The following is a 16,404-nucleotide window of genomic DNA, read 5'->3' on the forward strand; positions in this document are numbered from 1 at the left end:
GGTGATAGACCGGAGTATGGCAGAAGACGATACCGATCGACGAGACGAACACGAGGCCGAGCGCGAGGCGGAGATCGAGGACGAACTCGAGCGGATCGACCGCGATCCCGACGAGGTCGACGACGGCGACGACGACCTCGGCAAACAGAACGCACCGCGTCGAAACGAGGAGTGAGAAACTGATCGAGACGCCCCGTCGCGGGTGGCGTTTCGACGCGCATCACTACACCAACGCTGTTAGGTGGCATACTGATTCTACGATCCGTAGAACCACGAACCCATGGTCGGGTTCTGTGCTGCGATGGGGGAAGACCGGCCGTCTCTCGAACCGATGGCCGCCGCGATCGAAAACGGCGTCACAGCGGACCCGCTCGCGTTCGACGGGACGCTGGTGAGTGCTGTCAGCGCGAGACACCGGGGACCCTCACGTCCCGTCACTACGGCATCGGGAACGACGCTTTTCGCTTCCGGGACCGTCTACAGTCGCGAGCGCGCCGCCGGATACGAACGTCGTCCGGCAAGCGATTCGACGACAGCGTTCTGTGCCGATGCGTACGAATCCGGCGGCCTCGAGGCGCTAACCCAACTCAACGGCGAGTTCGTCTGTGTCGTTATCGACCGCGAGCAACGGACCGTACGGATCGTCACGGACCGCCTTGGAACGCAACCGATCTACTACTACGCGACTGCTGACTGGGTGCTGTTATCGACGTCGATCCAGGCCCTGGGCTGTCACCCGCGCGTGAAGACGCGATTCGACGAGACCGCTCTCGTCGAGTATCTCAGCCGAAAGAGTGTTCGAGGTCTCGAGACGCCCCTCGAGGGAATTACACAGCTTCCGCCAGCGACGGTGACGACGATCGAACCCGCGACCGGAGCGTTCGAACTCGACCGCTACTGGGAGCCGTCGTACCAGCCCGCTCGCGGCTCGGTCGACGCGTTCGTTGACATCTTCGTCGACCGACTCCGCGAAGCCATCGCCGACCGAATTCGCCCGAACCGTCGACACGGGGTACTGCTCTCGGGCGGCAGCGATTCCCGGCTGGTCGCCGCCCTCGCAGACCCGGATCAGGGGTACACGTTCGCGAACCGATCGGGTGACGCGGAAACTGCTGCTCGCATCGCGAACACCGCCGGAATTCCCTTGCGCCGGTTCGACGCCGGGCCGGATCGACTTCGCGACCTCCTCGAGCGCACTGGACCGGCGTCGAACTTCGTTGGCTGGTTTTTCGAGGGACGGACGACGGCTATCGCCTCGGCGCTGCGCGACGACGTCGACGCCCTCGTCTCGGGGCTGTACGCCGACGTCCTCTTCGGCGGGTGGACGACGCCGACGCGGCAACTGCGGACGCCGATCGGAACGCTCCCCCTCCCGCTGGAACGCCCGATCGAGACGATCGACCAGCTACTCCGGGATCGCGAGGGGGCTGTCCCACCGTATCTCACCGACACTACGGTGTATCGGCGCTCGCAAACGCGAACGCTCGAGACGAACGGAGCCGGGGGCCCGGTTTCGGATCACGGCGTCGAGTACGCCTCCGTTTCGGCACTCAGCCAGTTCGGGTTCTGGTATCCGCTAACGAACGAAACCTCCTTCGACCGGTACAGCGACGAGCAGGTACTTCCGACGGTGTATCCGTTTCTCGACCGGCGACTGATCGACCTCTCGCTTCGGTACCCTCGGTCGTACGCGCTGCGATACGATATCGTCAACCGGGCACTGTCCCGACTGTCGCCGTCGCTCGCGTCGATTCCACACAACGAGAGCGGGATCGCGCTAACACGCTCCCGCTGGCTCCACGACCTCGGCTCGATCAGCGCGTCGCTCGGCTCGAATCCCACCGGCAACGCAGAACTCCTTCGAGATCAGGAGTGGATCCAGTCGTACCTCTCGGAGCACGAGGCGACCATCCGATCCCTGCCGCTGGTCGAGTACGACGCTGTCCTCGACACGTATCACGAACACGTCGCTGGCGCCGACCACACCGCATCCCTGTCCGGCCTTCTCACGCTCCTTTCGATGCCGATCACGCAGGAACTCGCAGGCTCGAGACGACCACAACCCGACGCCGGAGACGAGCCACCGTGCGGAACGTTCGTGTCGCGGTGAGATGGTGACGGTCGAAGCGGATTACACACTGCCTACAGCGGGGCGGCCAGGACTGGCCGATTGATCGTGAGCAGGTGTGCACTGACTGTCAGTGGCTACGAGAGTACGACCGACCGGTGCTCGAGGAACCACCGCTGGGCTCGAGTTCGCTTCGCTCAGTCGAACAACGCTGAGCCGAGCTCAGCGAACCTGACGAGGCATGAGCCTGGTCAAACACCGAAAGTTACGGATTTTCGAGTCCGGCGAGGCTCACGCCTCATCGAACACCGAAAATCGAAGATTTGCTGGCTTGACGAAGCTACGCTTCGTCAAACAACTCCTCGCCGTCGACCATATGTTCCTCGACGGCATCCATATCGAGCGTAACGCCGAGGCCCGGCTTCTCGGGGATCTCGATGTAGCCCTCCTCGATGACGTCCTCCTCGACTAAATCCTCCCACCAGCCGAGCTGATAGCTGTGGTACTCGACGGCCAGCGAGTTCGGAATCGCCGCGCCGACGTGGGCGCTCGCGACCGTTGCCACCGGCGAGGCGACGTTGTGCATCGCGACCGGCACGTAGTACATGTCCGCGAGATCAGCGATCTTCTTCGTCTCGCGCATCCCTCCAACTTTCGGCATGTCCGGGGCGATGATGTCGACGGCCTGGTTCTCGAGCAGCTGGCGCTGGCCGTGCTTGCGGTAGACGTTCTCGCCTACCGTAATCGGCGTCGTCGTCGACTGGGTGACCTCCCGCTGGACGTCGTGATTCTCCGGCGGGACCGGGTCCTCGAGCCACCAGACGGAGTACTCCTCGAGCGCTTTCGCGAGCCGTTTCGCGCTGCCCGCGGAGAACGTCCAGTGACAGTCGAAGGCGACGTCGGCGCGGTGGCCGACGCGTTCGGTGACCGCCTCGACGATGCTGACCTTGTGATCGATCTCGACGTCGCGCAGGTGGCGGTTCGCGCGGTCCTTCTCGTGGCCCGAAGGGACGTCGAGGTCGAACTTCAGCGCGTCGTAGCCGAGTTCCTCGACGACGCGCTCGGCCTCGTCGGCGCAGGCCGTGGGGTCGGCCTCGTCGGCGGTGTGGCAGTCGCAGTAGACGCGCATCTGATCGCGGTACTTCCCACCGAGAAGCTGGTAGGCGGGGATGTCCAGGATCTTTCCCGCGAGGTCGTGGAGCGCGATTTCGATCCCCGAAATTGCCGTCACCGTGACGCCCGCGAGCGAGCCCTCGCCGGACATCTTCTGGACCAGGTGCTCCGTGAGGCGGTCGATGTCGAGGGGGTTCTCGCCCTGCAGAAACGGCTTCATCCGCTCGATGAGTTCCGGCGCGCCGGCTCCCCAGTAGGCCTCGCCGGTGCCGACGACGCCCGCGTCGGTGTACACCCGAACCAGCGTCCACGGGAAGTTCCCGTCGACCATCGTCGTCTGGATATCGGTTATCTCGACGTCGCGACCGCCGCCCCGCGCTCGTGTGACGCCCATCGTCTCCGCCGAGAGATCCCGCATCGTGTACTCGGCGTTGGGGTCGTGGAGCTGTGAGTAGTCGATTCCCATACGACAGCATTGACTCGAGTCGTAGTAAAAGCTTATATTCCAGGAGCTGCCGCCGACGATTGACCTGGTCACTAGCTCGCATTCGACATGCAATAATGTATGGGTTCCGCACGCGGGGAACTCACCGGCAACGAATCCGATTTGACCGGCCGTATCCCTCACCCAGCGGCTTACTCGAGGGCCGCGGCGAGTTCCGACGGCGACGCATCGAAGCCGCCGGCCTGGGCGACCCGGTCGGAGCCGCCGCCACCGCCGCCGAACTCGGCGGTCAGCTCCTCGACTACCGCAGTAGCTGGCGGCGATCCGGTAGTGGCGACGGCGACGAACGTCTGCGTCGTCTGTCCGATCGCGACGACGACATCCGCGTCCGCCGCCTCGCAGCGTTTACGAACGGCATCGGCGAGGGTATCCGCCTCGGCCTCCTCGACGACCGCCACGACCCACTGCCGGCCGTCGCGACCGGTCGGCGAAACGCCGGCGAGTTGCTGGTCGACGACTGCCGACTCGAGTTCCTGAACCCGGCTCGTAAGCGACTCGCGTTCTTCCTGAAGGCGCTCGAGCTGCCCGGGAACGGCGTCGATAGGAGCACCCAGGGCGTCTTTGGCGACGAACGTTGCCCGCTTCTCGGCGGTCCGGCGCTCGATCGCCCGCGGTCCGACGGCGAGTTCGATCCGCGTCATCCCCTCGCCGGGATTCGACCGCTCGAGAACCGTAACGGGGCCGACCTCGCGCGTGTTTCGAACGTGCGTACCGCCGCAGGCTGCGACGTCCCAGGCGTCGGCCGTCCCGTTCGTGGCGACGTTGGGCGGGCCGTGACTGCCGCTGTCTTCGTCACCGATAGTCACGATCCGAACGCGTCCCCCCTGAAACGCGCCGTCTTCGGTCGCTTCGTTGAACGCGATCCCCTCGCGCTCGCGGGCGTTGGCGGGGGGGACCGACTCCCAGGAAATCGGACGGGACTCCCAGACGGCCCGGTTGACCAGTTCGTCGAGCTCGACCAGGGTCTCGTCGTCGATCGCGGTGCTGGTTTCGAGGTCGACGCGGACCTTCTCCTCGCCGATGTCGAAGCCGCCGTAGCCGAGGTCGTCGAGCAGACGCCTCCCCGCCCCGTAGAGGACGTGACTCGCCGTGTGTGCGCGCATGCAGTACATGCGGAACGCCCAGTCGATCGAACACATGACCCGGTGGCCCGCGCGAAACGACGGCTCGGTCTCGAGGACGTGGACGTGTTCGCCGTCCTCGAGTCGGACGTCGGTGACGGGGACGTCACCGATCGTGCCACGGTCGGCCGGCTGGCCGCCGCTCTCGGCGTAGAAGTAACTCGTCTCGAGCCGGACTCGCGTGCCGTCGACTGCCGTCACCTCGGTCTCGAATCGTGTGGTGTACGGCTCCGCTGCCGCCCGTTGTCCGCTCATCGCTCACACTCCGTTCGCATCGGATAAAAGTCTGCCCGCCCCGCGGTGGTGACCTTGGCCCCGCCGTCGCCGGCCGGCGGGGAACGCCCCTCGTCCGTTCTACCCACTGCCATCTGATAGCACGCCTTTTATCCGACCGTGACCTACTCCCTTCATGAGTCCACGTTCGCCCGCCATCACCGAACAGCGCCGGCGCCAGCGGGCCCAGGCGCGACTCGAGGAGGTCACCGCCCGACTCGAGGTTACGGAGCAACGGCTGCTCCAGGTTCATAACACGCTGAAAGCGGTCGCACAGAGCGGCGGCGTCGCCGTCGGTGGACCGTGCAGCCGGTGTGATCGGAGCTATCTGCTCATCTCCGGCGGGACGATCACCTGCCCACAGTGTGGCTACCAGCGGAGCCTGTAGGGGCGTCAGTTACTCGGCGAGCTGGACGTCGAGGCGATCTTCGAGTGCCGTAATCAGCCCGCCGCCAACGCCGGCCTGGGTGGCTCGCCCCTGTTCGATCGCCAGCACGTCCGACTCCCTGGCGCCGAGTTCCTCGGCGAGTTCCTCGCGCTGGAGGCCCGCCTCCCGGCGCGCCTCGATCAACGCCTCGCCGTAGCCCGAGACGAGGTACGGAAGCGGGTCCTCGTCGTAGTTCGTCCCCTCGCGCTCCCAGTGTTCTGAGTCGCCGTCCCACACCGGGTTCGCCTTCGCCACGTTCTGGGCCGCGCGTTTCTTCCGGCTGGTTTCGTCCTGCCGGCCCTGCTGTCCGCCGCCCCCGCTCGAGCCGCCGCTTTTCGTCCGCTGAGCGTCGTCGTGGGGCGCACAGCTCGGACAGACCTCGAGTTCGGCGCCAGCGACGGTCGCACGCCGGAGCGAATCGCTCTCGGACCCACAGAGCTCACAGGTGGTTCCGCCCCCACCCGATGACGATCCCGTCGAGTACTTGGCCATGCCATCGTTTGGCACCTGTCGCATTTCAAATCTCCGTTCCCGCTGACCCCGTGTGACCGCCAGACAGGCACCGGACTAAAGGAAAGGGCTTTTATAATCACACTGGATACGAGTGAGTGCAGAAAGACACCGCGAGCGTGGGTAGCCAAGCTAGGCCAACGGCGCAGCGTTGAGGGCGCTGTCCCGTAGGGGTCCGCCGGTTCAAATCCGGTCCCACGCATCGCACACGTGGTCGCATCGCGACCACGAAACGCTCGGCGGTATAACCGTCGAGCGTGAGACGATGCAGGTGATCTCCCTTCGCGGACATCACCCACGCATAACCTTACTGACGACCCAACTGCCACCCAGCGACGGCACTGTTTCTCGAGGCGTCGAACCGCGTTACCGAGCGGAGTCCTCACTGGCGATGCACCCTGTGTCTTCACAGAAGCGACGGGCACCTTCGTACACGGCGCCGCTGCTGGTCGATCAACGTCACCAAAAGTCCAGCGTACGAGTGGACCGCCGCACAGACGATCACTCGTCGCCGCACACAGATTCCTCCCGAGGCCTCCAGGTCGGAGGCATTTCGATGGTGGAACCCCTTCCGCACGATTCCATCCCTGGAAAGTGCAAGTAGTATTAGTCCCCTCGAGAAAGTCGATAGAAACGGACAGTAACCGCTTTTTGTAACCGGCACCCAGCATCGCCTATGGAGTACGTCACTCGAGAGCGCGTGCCGGTATTAACGGGCCTGTTGAGCGTCCTGTCGCTCGCGCTCGTGTTCAGCGCCGCCGGTGGTCTGATCCCTACCGACGCGGTCCCCGCGCCGCCGGAGTGGGTGCTCGACGCGATCCCGGCGGTCAACGCCGCGATCAGTCTGGTCGCGATCGGAACCATCCTCGCCGGCTGGCGGGAGATACGACGGCAAAACGTCGCCAGACACAGGTGGCTCATGCTCGTCTCGGTTGGACTGTTCGCGGCGTTTCTCGCCCTCTACCTCTACCGACTGGTCGTCATCGGCGGAGCCTCGGAGTTCACCGGCCCCGAAACTGTCTACCGATTCGTCTACCTGCCGGTGCTCGCCGTTCACATGCTGCTGGCGATGGTTTGCATCCCGCTGCTGTACTACGTGCTGTTGCTCGCAGCCAGCCATTCGATCGCCGAACTCGCACGGACGCGCCACGCGGCGATCGGCCGCATCGCCGCGTCGCTGTGGATCGTCTCCTTCGCCCTCGGCGTCGTCGTCTACGCGCTGTTGCATCACCTGTACTGAGGGCCGGTCGGGTAGACGGCCTCAGCAGCGGCCCCCTCCCTCGACCAGCGTGGCGTAGTCGACGTGATCCGTCCGCCGCTGGTACGCTCGCGCGGCCGCGAGCATCGCCGGCTCGCCCCAGGCACGACCGACGAACTCGACACCCGTCGGGAGGTCGCGCTCGCCGAACCCGTTCGGAACGGTGACGCCGGGAAGGCCGATCACGTTCGCCGCGGCGTTGACCGGCGGCGTTTCGAACTGGCCGAAGTACTCCACGAGGGACTCCTCGAGCGGACTCGCGACGGTCTCTCGAGCCGGCGTCACGAGCGCGTCGTATCCCGACAGCAGGTCGTCGAGCTCGCGCTGGGCTCTCGCCCGGACGCGGTTCGCGTTGATGTAGTCTTTGGCGAAGACGGTCGTCGCCCGGTAACTCCCGAGCTGGTGGACCTCGCCGTCGAGGTCGTGGACGTCGCCGCTCTCGACGAGGTCGTCGAACGCCGCGGCCGCCTCGGCGTCGATGATCGTTCCCGCCATCGCGCCGAAGGGGAGGTCGGGCAACGAGACGCGTTCGACCGTCGCGAACTCGCCGAGCGTCTCGAGGGTTCGGTCGAAGTTCTCGCGAACGGCGTCCTGTTCGCCCTCGCCGGCACCCTCGGGGACGCCGATGCGAAACCCGTCGGTGCGTTCCTCGGACGCGACCGGCGGGACGTTTTCGGGCGGTCCGCGCGGCAGCCCCGATGGCGGTCCGCTCGGCCCCGGATCGGCGACCTCCTCGAGAACCCGGGCGCAGCCACCGACCGTTCGACACAGGGGGCCCACCGTATCCATCGTCCAGGAGAGCGCCATTACGCCGTCGCGGCTCACCCGGTCGTAGGTCGGCCGGACCGCGCTCACCCCGGAGAACGCCGCCGGTGTGTTGAGCGAGCCCCACGTCTCCGTGCCGATCGCGAAGCCGACGAGTCCGGCCGCCACGGCCGCGGCCGGGCCGCTCGAGGAGCCGCCGCTCCAGGCCGCGTCGTTCCACGGGTTCGCCCCCGGTCCGCTCAGCGAGGCGTCCGCGCTGTCGTAGCCGAAGCCGCCGGCGAGTTCGACCGTGGCGAGTTTGCCGATCAGGACGCCGCCGGCTGCCTCGAGCCGCTCGACGACCGCCGCGTCCTCGTCGAACGTCTGGTCGCGGTAGGGTTCCGCACCCCACGTCGTCCGGTCGCCGGCCGTCGCAACGAGGTCTTTTACTCCGTAGGGAATCCCGTGTAGCGGACCGCGGTCCTCGCCCGCGGCGAGTTCCTCGTCGCGGCGGTCGGCCGTCTCGAGCGCCCGCTCACGGGTCACCGTGACGACCGCGTTGAGTTCGGGACCGACGCGCTCGAGGCGCTCGAGGTACGCCGTCGTGAGCTCCCGGCTGGTGAACTCCCCGTCTCGCAGTCGTCGACCCAGTTCGTCGACCGGCTCGACGAGGGTCTCCTCGTCGATCACGACTCCTCACCCCAGTCTCGGTAGGCGCTGAACCCGTAGGCGGGCTCGTCGGCGTTTTCCAGGCCGACCTCGCGAAACGCGTTGCCGGAGCCGAGCGAGCCCTCGATTCCCGTGCGTACCGTCTCGAGGTCGTCCTCGTCGAGCCGGTCGCCGTACAGCGCCTCGACGTACGCGAGCAACGCGTCGGCGGGCTCGAGGTCGTGTTCGCCGATTTCCGGTTCAGCCGGCTGTCCCGTTTTTGCCGTTGATTCGCCCGATACGCTCCCGACAGCGGCCGTGCCGACGGTCGCGCCCAGCAGTGCGAGAAACGTTCGTCGTGCCGTCACGAACACCACCCGCAACAATCCGTGTGCGTTGGTATCATAACGCTCGTCTCGAGATCAACGAGCGATCGAATAAGGATTATTCCGGTCTGGTGTATCGTGGACGGATCGACCGGTCAGTGTTCCGGGCCGATCAGGGGAACCGGCGATACCCGCTCGAGAACGGATCGCAGGAGGAGTCAGTCGTCGGCGAGCATCGATTCCCCGCCGATCTCGGGGCGGTCGACCTCGCGGTCGGTGGCCTCGCCCTCGATCTCGTAGGGGTACTCCCCGGTGACACAGCCCAGACAGAGATCGAGTTTCTCGCGCTCCAGGACCTCCGCGACCGCGTCGATTGACAGGTAGGCGAGGCTGTCGGCGTCGATGGCGTCGCGGATCTCGGCGGTGGACTTATCGGAGGCGATCAACTCCTCGCGGGTGGCCATATCGATCCCCATGTAGCAGGGGGCGACGATCGGCGGCGCGCCGATTCGCATGTGAACTTCGGCGGCTCCGCAGTCTTTGAGCAACTGAACGAGTTGGGTCGAGGTCGTGCCGCGAACGATGGAGTCGTCGATCAGGGTGACGGATTTGCCCTCGACCGTGCTCTTGATCGGATTGAGCTTCAGTCGGACCGCCCGCTCGCGTTCGTCCTGGGTCGGCATGATGAACGTGCGGCCGACGTACCGGTTTTTCATCAGCCCCTCGGCGAACTCGACGCCGGCGTCCTCCTCTTCGCGCGCCACCCCGTCGGCGGTTGTCTCGTTGGCCGCCTCGGCGTAGCCGGAGGCAAAGGCCCGCCCGGAGTCCGGAACGGGCATCACGACGTCCGATTCGACGCCGCTTTCCTCCCAGAGCTTGCGGCCCAGTTCCCGGCGAGCCTCGTAGACGAGCGTGCCGTCGATAACGCTGTCCGGGCGAGCGAAGTAGACGTGCTCGAAGAAGCAGTGGGCCGTGTTCTCGGCGTCGATCAGCTGGTAGGAGTCGAAACCGCGCCCGCCGTCCTGCAGGACGACGAGTTCGCCCGGGCGAACGTCTCGAACGAGTTCCCCGTCTAAGGTGTCGATCGCCGCCGATTCGGAGGCGAGCATGTAGCCGTCCTCGAGCTTTCCGATACACAGCGGCCGGTTCCCCTGCGGATCGCGGACGCCCATGATCGTGTCGTCGTGGCTGATCGCGAGCGAGTAGGAGCCGTGGATTCGCTGCATGGTCCGTTTGACCGCGCGCACGAGGTCTTCCTCGAGGAGGTTCCGCGCGAGGTCGTGGGCGATCACCTCGGTGTCGCCGTCGCTGGTGAAGGCGTGGCCGATCCCCGCGAGTTCGTCGCGGATCTCGTCGGCGTTCACCAGATTCCCGTTGTGGCTGAGCCCGAGCGAGCCGGATTTGAACGAGACGGAGAACGGCTGGGCGCAGCTGGTGTCGAGGCTGCCCGACGTGGGGTAGCGAACGTGGCCGATCCCCGCGGGGCCGGCCAGCGCGTCGAGGTCGTCCTCGTCGAAAACGTCGCCGACCAGACCCGTCTCGACGTGGCTGTGCTGCTGGAAGCCGTCGTGGGTGACGATCCCCGCCGACTCCTGGCCGCGGTGCTGGAGCGCGTAGAGCCCGTAGTACAGCGGCCGTGCCGCACTACGACCGTCGAGTGAGACGCCGACGACGCCGCACTTCTCGGTCATTCCTGTTCGCCGGGGAGTCTCGCCCCGCCCATCAGTCATGTGAGCGGGTAGACGAGCGACCGATAAAAACCCCCGTGTTTGTGCGTCGATCGGTCTCTGTGCGGGATGAGGTATGCACAAACGTGGATAATTTCCCCGAATTACACCGCCAACGATCGGTCGCTCGAGCGGCCGTGCGGTCGGATTGGGTCGAAACGGCGCGGGACGGCGGCGCTACTCGCACCGGAACGGGGGAGAACGCCGTCCGTTCAGTTCGAAACCGGAAGGCGCGAGCGGCTAACGGCGTTTCGAACGCGGTCGCTCGTCGCTCGCTACGACAGAGAGAAGAGAGACGAATCAGTTATCAGTTGTCGCCGGTCTTGCCCTGCCAGGCGTACTCGCGGCGTTTGGCGGACTTGCCGAAGCCGCAGGACGCACACTTGCCTTTCTTTACGTGGTAGGACTTCTCGCCGCAGCGCCGGCACTTCACGTGGGTCGTCTTGTTCTTCTTTCCTTGGCTCGGGGTTCCTGCACCAGTCATGGAGTGATCGAAACGACGTTATCGCCGCGTATAATGGTTGTGTCTTCGATCGGCGGCTCCTCCTCCGGTGCGGTCCCGGCGGGGTTGGTGACGTCGTCCAGCACGAGGTTCATGTGCTGATCGTACCCCGAAAGGTCGCCGACGTACTCCTCGCCGCTCTTGAGTCGTACCGTGACCCGCTCGCCGAGCGATGCCTCGAGGACATCCAGCGGTCGTCCACTCATACGAAAGAGGGCATGAGATGAACACTTAATCATACCGGTCGACGGACCGAGAGGTGGGACGTTTCAACACCTACCGGACGAGCGTCTCAGACGTCCACCGCGAACGAGTCGTACTCGTGGGCCTGGGCGGCGACAGCGGCCAGGAGATCGGCCGTCCGCTCGAGGTCCTCGACGTCGATCAGCTCAACGGGGGTGTGCATGTACCGATTCGGGACGCTCACGACCTGGGAGGGAACCGCACCCGCGGCGGTGAAGAAGGCGTCCGCGTCGGTGCCCGTCCCCAGCCCCAGCGCCTCGAGCTGGATCTCGATCTCCGCGTCGGCGGCGGCCCGCCGGACGGCCTGACAGAGCACCGGGTGGTTCGTGCTGCCCCGGCCGACCGCGGGGCCGCCGCCGAGTTCGACGTCGCTCGTCTTCTCGGCGGGTGCGGATGGGTAGTCCAGCGCATGACCCACGTCGACGGCGATGACCGCGTCGGGCTCGAGGTCGAAGCCGACCATCTTCGCCCCGTTGCGGCCGAGTTCCTCCTGGACGGTGCTGACGGCGTACACCGTCGCCTCGGCCCCGCGGTCGGCCGCCCGGCGCAACCCCTCGGCGGCGGCCCAGGTGCCGACGCGGTTGTCCAGCCCCCGTCCCGCCAGGCGGGTTTCGGAGAGCCAGGAGGGACTCGAGGAGACGGTGATCGGATCGCCGATTTCGACGCGCTCGCGGGCCTCCTCGCCGTCGGTTGCCCCGATGTCGATCCAGAGATCCGAGACGTCAGAATCCTCGGAGTCGCCGTCGCGCAGGTGGATCGCCGTCTGGCCGATCACGCCGTCGACGGCCCCCTCGGCGGCGTGGACGGTGACGTGCTGGCCCCGCGACACCGAGAGGTCGACGCCGCCGATCCGACCGGGCCGGACGAAGCCGTCGTCGTCGATCGACCGGACGATGTAACCGATCTCGTCGGCGTGGCCCGTCAGCGCGAGTTCGGGCGTTCCGGAGCCGCCCTCGTAGACGGCGACCGCGTTCCCGTAGTCGTCGGTCCAGACGTCGTCGGCGAACGCCGAAACGTAGTCGAGCCAGACGCGCTGGCCGCGGGTTTCGAAACCGGCCGGGGAGGGCGTCTCGAGCAACTCCGTGAGAAACGATCGTGGCTGGGAGTCCATGATCGACCATCGAACAGCCGGCGTTTGAAACTACTGACTCCGGCCAAACCGGGCCGCGGCTCCCCCTCGGCGACAGCGCGTGGAAGCCAACCAAACGGCTAAGTGTGCGGTCGTGGACAGTCGACGTATGGGCTCTAAGAAGTTCACCTTCATCGAGTTGCATCTCGACGGCGACACGCAGATCGGTCCCAAAGCGATTGACGACGCGCTTCCTGGCGGACAGAAGATCGACGTCGACGCGGACGAGGAAACCGAAACCGAAGCGGAAGAAGAATCCGGCGGAAAGGGCGCGATCGGCGCGGTCGTCGGGCTCGTGTTGCTCGTCGGCGTCGCCGTCGCCCTGCGGAAGTTCCGCGGTGACGACGAGGAGTCGGAACTCGACCTTCACGAAGAACCCGACGTCGTCGTTAACTGATCGGTTCGCGGCGGCTCGCTGACGGACGTCCCCGGCACCCCCGCCGTCGGGCGATGACCGCGAGCCTAACGCTTTTGCGTACGCTTCTCGTACATCTCTTCGTGAATCTTTATCGTAGCGTCAGGGCCGTCGCTGGTGCGTCCGGGGACGACGCCATCGACTGGCGGGCCGCCGCGGACGCCGCGAAATCCGCGACCGAGCCGGGGTCGCTCGCCCTCGAGCCCGGCGAACGGGAGGCGTTCGCCCGCGACGTCCGCGAGGCCAGAGACGGCGTCCGCGCGGTCGCAGACGTTCAGTTCGACGTTCCGGACACGATCGAGATCCAGAACCGCCACCACTGGATCGACGCCAACGTCGAAACGTTCGAGCGCGTCATGGCTCCCGTCGAGGCCCACACCGGCGCGTTCCCCGGGGTCGCACGGACGATCAACACCGGCACGATGACCGTCCTGCTCGCCTTTCTCGGTCGAAACGTTCTCGGCCAGTACGACCCGCTGTTGCTCGCCGACACGCCCGAAGAGGACCACGCACTCTACTTCGTCCGCCCGAACATCCTCAAAGCCGCCGACGCCCTCGAGGTCGACGCCGATCGGTTCCGCCGGTGGATCGCCTTCCACGAGGTGACTCACGCCGCCGAGTTCGGCGCTGCACCGTGGCTCTCGGAGCACCTCGAGAGTCGGATGGAAGCCGGGATCGACGCCCTCGCCGAGGGGAGTTTCGACCGCGACGCGTTTCGCGACCTCGACGCGGCGATGACCGTCGTCGAGGGCTACGCCGAACTGCTGATGGATCACGCCTTCGACGACGAGTACGAGGACCTCCGACGGAAACTCGACGCCCGCCGGCAGGGCCGTGGCCCGCTCCAGCAGCTGTTCCGACGGCTGCTCGGCCTCGGGCTCAAACAACGTCAGTACGAGCGCGGCAAGAACTTCTTCGAGCACGTCGTCGCCGTCAGCGACCTCGAGACGGCGAGTCTCGTCTGGGAGCGTCCCGAGAATCTACCGACCCACGACGAACTCGACGCACCTGGTAGCTGGCTCGCACGCGTCGATCGGTGAGCGTCAACGATCCGCGATCGGGCCAGCACCCGGCTTCGACGAAAACCCCCGGACCAGCGGAAGTCGGATCGGTCCGCGACCGTTCACCGTGACACCCACAGCAGATACCACAGCAGGGCGGCCCCGGTGAGGACTCCCACGAGTATCGAGACGGCGACGATCGGAAGCGAGGCGTCCGCCTGCAGTGCGATCATCCCCCCGGAGAGACCGACCAGCACGACGAAGCCGATCCTGAGGCGACGAGCGCTCGCGGCCTGCGCGGCGGTCGACTCGCGTCTCACAGTTCCTCCGCGGCCGTACTGACGTGCATCGAGGCGAACGCCCACTCGAGGTCTCCGTCCCCTCTGTCGTCGCGGCGCTCGAGCGCACCGCTCCAGCGGGTGTCGAAGCTGTGTCGCTCGCCGCTCTCGCGGTCGGTCCAGGCGAGGGTGACCTCGTCGGCGAACCAGGCGTACTCCTCGCGGGTCCCGACCGTGAGCCGGCGGCTCTCGACGGACCAACCATCGGTCGTTTCACGCTGTTCACGGAGCCCCTCGGCGACCGCGTCGCCGCCGAACAGCGCCTCGCTCACGCCGAACTTGACCGTCGTTTCGGCCTCGAGGAAGTACGGAGCCAGCGGTTCGCCGCGACGGAGGGCGTCGTAGTAGTCGCGGATGAAGTCCCCGGGATGCATGGTCCAGAGTCGGGGAGGCGCAGGTAAAGGCTCACCGGACTCGCCGGCGCCGAATCGATCGCGTCTCACATGAAGCCGCGGTCGACCTCGTCGGTCTCGATGAGGTCGTCGAGTTCGGCGCTGAGGAGGTCGTCGGCCTCCTCGAACCGCTCGGAGAGTGCGTCGAGTTCGTCCGGCCGGTCGTACTGGTCGTACTCCATCGGTCCGAACGCGGGGCTCTCGAGGGCGTCCATCACGTCGTCGAAGAAATCCTGGGGGGTCGTCGGCGCATCGGCGTGGGCCTTGACGACCTCCTCGAGGTGGGTCGCCTGGGATTTGGCGTGGTCCTCGTCCTCGGGTGGCGACTGGACGGCGAACCGACCGCCGGAGTCGTGTTCAGGCATGAACGACCCGATCTCGTCGTCGAGTTTGCGGGCGACCCGCGTGCCGACGCCACGAACCTCGTAGGGGTTCTTCGCGTACGTCTTCAGGAAGAAGACGCCGGCGCGGGGGTGTGCGAGGTACATGTCCTCGCCGACGCCGCCGGCGCGGTCGCCGGCGACGGCCCGCCAGTCGTCCGACTCGGCGTTTCCGCTTCCCTCGGTGACGTCCGCCAGCACGTCTTGCCACTCGCGAATCCGCATGGGTGATGGTTACGAGTCGGGATGAAAGAACGTATCGGTCAGGGCAGTCGGAACCGCCGCGAACCGAAAGGGCTACGAGCGCCGACTCGAGAGCCGGGCGTACCGATCCGTCTCCATGGCCACGAACCCCCCTCGCTCCTCTGCGTTCGCCGAATCGTTCGCTGCCGCGCCGGTCGAAACGCTGTTGCTCTCCGTCGGCCCGCTCGCACTCGCCGCGGGACAGTTGCTCAACGGCTACGTGAACGGTCTTCCGCTTCGCGTGACGGCCCCGTTCGCGGTCGCGCTGGTCGCGTTTGCGGTGGTCGCGACCCGCCATCACGCGGCCGAACAGCGACTGCGACGGCTCGAGCGGGGGCTATGATAGCCACCGACAGTCGATCTACACCTGATTGCACGACAGCTGTACAATCAGCGTGTGGGCCATTTCAGTCGTTACTGTACTGCGACCGTGACTCGCCCTCCCCCGCGACCGTCCGCGCCTCGCGGGCCTCGTAGGCGTTGATCCCCGAGAGGCCGGTGATGAGCACGCCGGAAGCGAGCGTACTCCAGAAGAGTCCGCCGACCATCTCGAGCAGCGGTGCGGCGACGACGAGCCAGATTCCGAGCAACGCGACGAAGGAGGCGATGCCGACGCTGAGCGGAACGTCACTCGAGAGGCGATAGTAGTTGTAGCTCGCAGCAACGAACACGAGCGCACCGACGAGCACGTTGTTCCAGAACGTCGCCGCACTGGGCTCGAAGAGGAACACCGAGAGACCGACCCAGGCACCGATCGCGGCGACGATTCCGCTGAGCATCGGTGCCCGGCGCCGGCGCTCCTCGTTTGCGATCTGGGTCGACTCATCGCGCGGGTCGCGCTCCGGGTCGTGTCGAGGCCCGCGCTCGTCCTCGCGGCGCTGGTTCGTCTCGCTCATACGGAACGGGTACGACGGCAGCGGCGAAAAAGCCCCACGCGGCAGAGACAGGCAGTCTGCCACGGTCGTGTCGAGTAATAAGTTATTACACAGACCGCTGTGGCCGGTAATCGATGGCGGATCGGACCGACAGCGTTTTTCTGTT

20 protein-coding genes and 1 tRNA gene are annotated in these 16,404 nt (G+C 66.3%); 8 read left to right on the forward strand and 13 right to left on the reverse strand.

Going from position 1 to position 16,404, the window contains the following annotated elements; all coding sequences use genetic code 11:
• Positions 1-16 precede the first annotated feature (16 nt).
• Together AC6I6S_RS04235 and AC6I6S_RS04240 are read left to right on the forward strand one after the other, a co-directional pair.
• Positions 17-175 (forward strand): hypothetical protein, encoded by a 159-nt coding sequence (locus AC6I6S_RS04235; RefSeq protein ID WP_497948486.1) that lies wholly within the window; start codon positions 17-19, stop codon positions 173-175.
• A 105-nt stretch (positions 176-280) separates the two neighbouring features.
• Positions 281-2,110: an asparagine synthase-related protein gene (locus AC6I6S_RS04240; protein WP_497948487.1), complete on the forward strand. Its 1,830-nt coding sequence runs from the start codon at positions 281-283 to the stop codon at positions 2,108-2,110.
• A 298-nt stretch (positions 2,111-2,408) separates the two neighbouring features.
• On the opposite strand, the gene AC6I6S_RS04245 is transcribed toward AC6I6S_RS04240, so the two are convergent.
• Together AC6I6S_RS04245 and AC6I6S_RS04250 are read right to left on the reverse strand one after the other, a co-directional pair.
• Positions 2,409-3,647, reverse strand: a complete 1,239-nt coding sequence (locus tag AC6I6S_RS04245; protein ID WP_497948488.1) for a mandelate racemase/muconate lactonizing enzyme family protein — start codon at positions 3,645-3,647, stop codon at positions 2,409-2,411.
• A 170-nt stretch (positions 3,648-3,817) separates the two neighbouring features.
• Positions 3,818-5,062 (reverse strand): alanyl-tRNA editing protein, encoded by a 1,245-nt coding sequence (locus AC6I6S_RS04250; protein WP_497948489.1) that lies wholly within the window; start codon positions 5,060-5,062, stop codon positions 3,818-3,820.
• 154 nt (positions 5,063-5,216) lie between these two features.
• On the opposite strand from AC6I6S_RS04250, the gene AC6I6S_RS04255 reads away from it, so the two are divergent.
• A complete protein-coding gene (locus tag AC6I6S_RS04255; protein ID WP_497948490.1) occupies positions 5,217-5,468 on the forward strand; it encodes a hypothetical protein in 252 nt (83 codons plus the stop codon).
• A gap of 9 nt (positions 5,469-5,477) precedes the next feature.
• Here AC6I6S_RS04255 and AC6I6S_RS04260 read toward each other — a convergent pair whose 3' ends face one another.
• Complete coding sequence (locus AC6I6S_RS04260; protein ID WP_497948491.1) at positions 5,478-5,999, reverse strand: transcriptional regulator; 522 nt, start codon at positions 5,997-5,999, stop codon at positions 5,478-5,480.
• A gap of 135 nt (positions 6,000-6,134) precedes the next feature.
• Here AC6I6S_RS04260 and AC6I6S_RS04265 point away from each other — a divergent pair.
• Together AC6I6S_RS04265 and AC6I6S_RS04270 are read left to right on the forward strand one after the other, a co-directional pair.
• A tRNA-Leu gene (locus AC6I6S_RS04265) sits at positions 6,135-6,219 on the forward strand.
• Between the two features lie 474 nt (positions 6,220-6,693).
• Positions 6,694-7,257 (forward strand): DUF420 domain-containing protein, encoded by a 564-nt coding sequence (locus tag AC6I6S_RS04270; RefSeq protein WP_497948492.1) that lies wholly within the window; start codon positions 6,694-6,696, stop codon positions 7,255-7,257.
• Between the two features lie 21 nt (positions 7,258-7,278).
• Here AC6I6S_RS04270 and AC6I6S_RS04275 read toward each other — a convergent pair whose 3' ends face one another.
• The 6 genes from AC6I6S_RS04275 to AC6I6S_RS04300 form a co-directional block, all read right to left on the reverse strand.
• Positions 7,279-8,709 (reverse strand): amidase, encoded by a 1,431-nt coding sequence (locus AC6I6S_RS04275; RefSeq protein ID WP_497948493.1) that lies wholly within the window; start codon positions 8,707-8,709, stop codon positions 7,279-7,281.
• A complete protein-coding gene (locus AC6I6S_RS04280; protein WP_497948494.1) occupies positions 8,706-9,035 on the reverse strand; it encodes a hypothetical protein in 330 nt (109 codons plus the stop codon). Before AC6I6S_RS04280 ends, AC6I6S_RS04275 begins: the two co-directional genes overlap by 4 nt.
• 176 nt (positions 9,036-9,211) lie before the next feature.
• Positions 9,212-10,684, reverse strand: a complete 1,473-nt coding sequence (gene purF / locus AC6I6S_RS04285; RefSeq protein ID WP_497949297.1) for an amidophosphoribosyltransferase — start codon at positions 10,682-10,684, stop codon at positions 9,212-9,214.
• 343 nt (positions 10,685-11,027) lie between these two features.
• Positions 11,028-11,204 (reverse strand): 50S ribosomal protein L37e, encoded by a 177-nt coding sequence (locus AC6I6S_RS04290; RefSeq protein ID WP_255168167.1) that lies wholly within the window; start codon positions 11,202-11,204, stop codon positions 11,028-11,030.
• Positions 11,201-11,428 carry an LSM domain-containing protein gene (locus AC6I6S_RS04295; protein ID WP_497948495.1) on the reverse strand — a complete coding sequence of 76 codons (228 nt, stop codon included), beginning with the start codon at positions 11,426-11,428 and terminating at the stop codon, positions 11,201-11,203. The genes AC6I6S_RS04290 and AC6I6S_RS04295 overlap by 4 nt, the downstream gene beginning before the upstream one ends.
• A gap of 86 nt (positions 11,429-11,514) precedes the next feature.
• Complete coding sequence (locus tag AC6I6S_RS04300; protein WP_497948496.1) at positions 11,515-12,576, reverse strand: M20/M25/M40 family metallo-hydrolase; 1,062 nt, start codon at positions 12,574-12,576, stop codon at positions 11,515-11,517.
• A gap of 127 nt (positions 12,577-12,703) precedes the next feature.
• Here AC6I6S_RS04300 and AC6I6S_RS04305 point away from each other — a divergent pair, with 127 nt between their 5' ends.
• Complete coding sequence (locus AC6I6S_RS04305) at positions 12,704-12,991, forward strand: hypothetical protein (RefSeq protein WP_497948497.1); 288 nt, start codon at positions 12,704-12,706, stop codon at positions 12,989-12,991.
• Between the two features lie 101 nt (positions 12,992-13,092).
• Complete coding sequence (locus tag AC6I6S_RS04310; protein ID WP_497948498.1) at positions 13,093-14,049, forward strand: zinc-dependent metalloprotease; 957 nt, start codon at positions 13,093-13,095, stop codon at positions 14,047-14,049.
• A gap of 83 nt (positions 14,050-14,132) precedes the next feature.
• On the opposite strand, the gene AC6I6S_RS04315 is transcribed toward AC6I6S_RS04310, so the two are convergent.
• The 3 genes from AC6I6S_RS04315 to AC6I6S_RS04325 all read right to left on the reverse strand — a co-directional run bounded on the left by AC6I6S_RS04315 (position 14,133) and on the right by AC6I6S_RS04325 (position 15,345).
• Positions 14,133-14,330, reverse strand: coding sequence for a DUF8527 family protein (locus AC6I6S_RS04315; RefSeq protein ID WP_497948499.1), 198 nt, complete (start codon positions 14,328-14,330; stop codon positions 14,133-14,135).
• Entirely contained in the window at positions 14,327-14,722 is a 396-nt protein-coding gene (locus AC6I6S_RS04320; protein WP_497948500.1) for a nuclear transport factor 2 family protein, read from the reverse strand. Before AC6I6S_RS04320 ends, AC6I6S_RS04315 begins: the two co-directional genes overlap by 4 nt.
• 65 nt (positions 14,723-14,787) lie before the next feature.
• Entirely contained in the window at positions 14,788-15,345 is a 558-nt protein-coding gene (locus AC6I6S_RS04325; RefSeq protein ID WP_497948501.1) for a hypothetical protein, read from the reverse strand.
• 115 nt (positions 15,346-15,460) lie between these two features.
• On the opposite strand from AC6I6S_RS04325, the gene AC6I6S_RS04330 reads away from it, so the two are divergent.
• Positions 15,461-15,706: a hypothetical protein gene (locus AC6I6S_RS04330; RefSeq protein WP_497948502.1), complete on the forward strand. Its 246-nt coding sequence runs from the start codon at positions 15,461-15,463 to the stop codon at positions 15,704-15,706.
• 64 nt (positions 15,707-15,770) lie between these two features.
• Here AC6I6S_RS04330 and AC6I6S_RS04335 read toward each other — a convergent pair whose 3' ends face one another.
• Positions 15,771-16,259, reverse strand: coding sequence for an SPW repeat domain-containing protein (locus tag AC6I6S_RS04335; protein WP_497948503.1), 489 nt, complete (start codon positions 16,257-16,259; stop codon positions 15,771-15,773).
• Between the last annotated feature and the right edge of the window lie 145 nt (positions 16,260-16,404).

It is taken from the genome of Natrononativus sp. DTA114, from assembly GCF_059736515.1.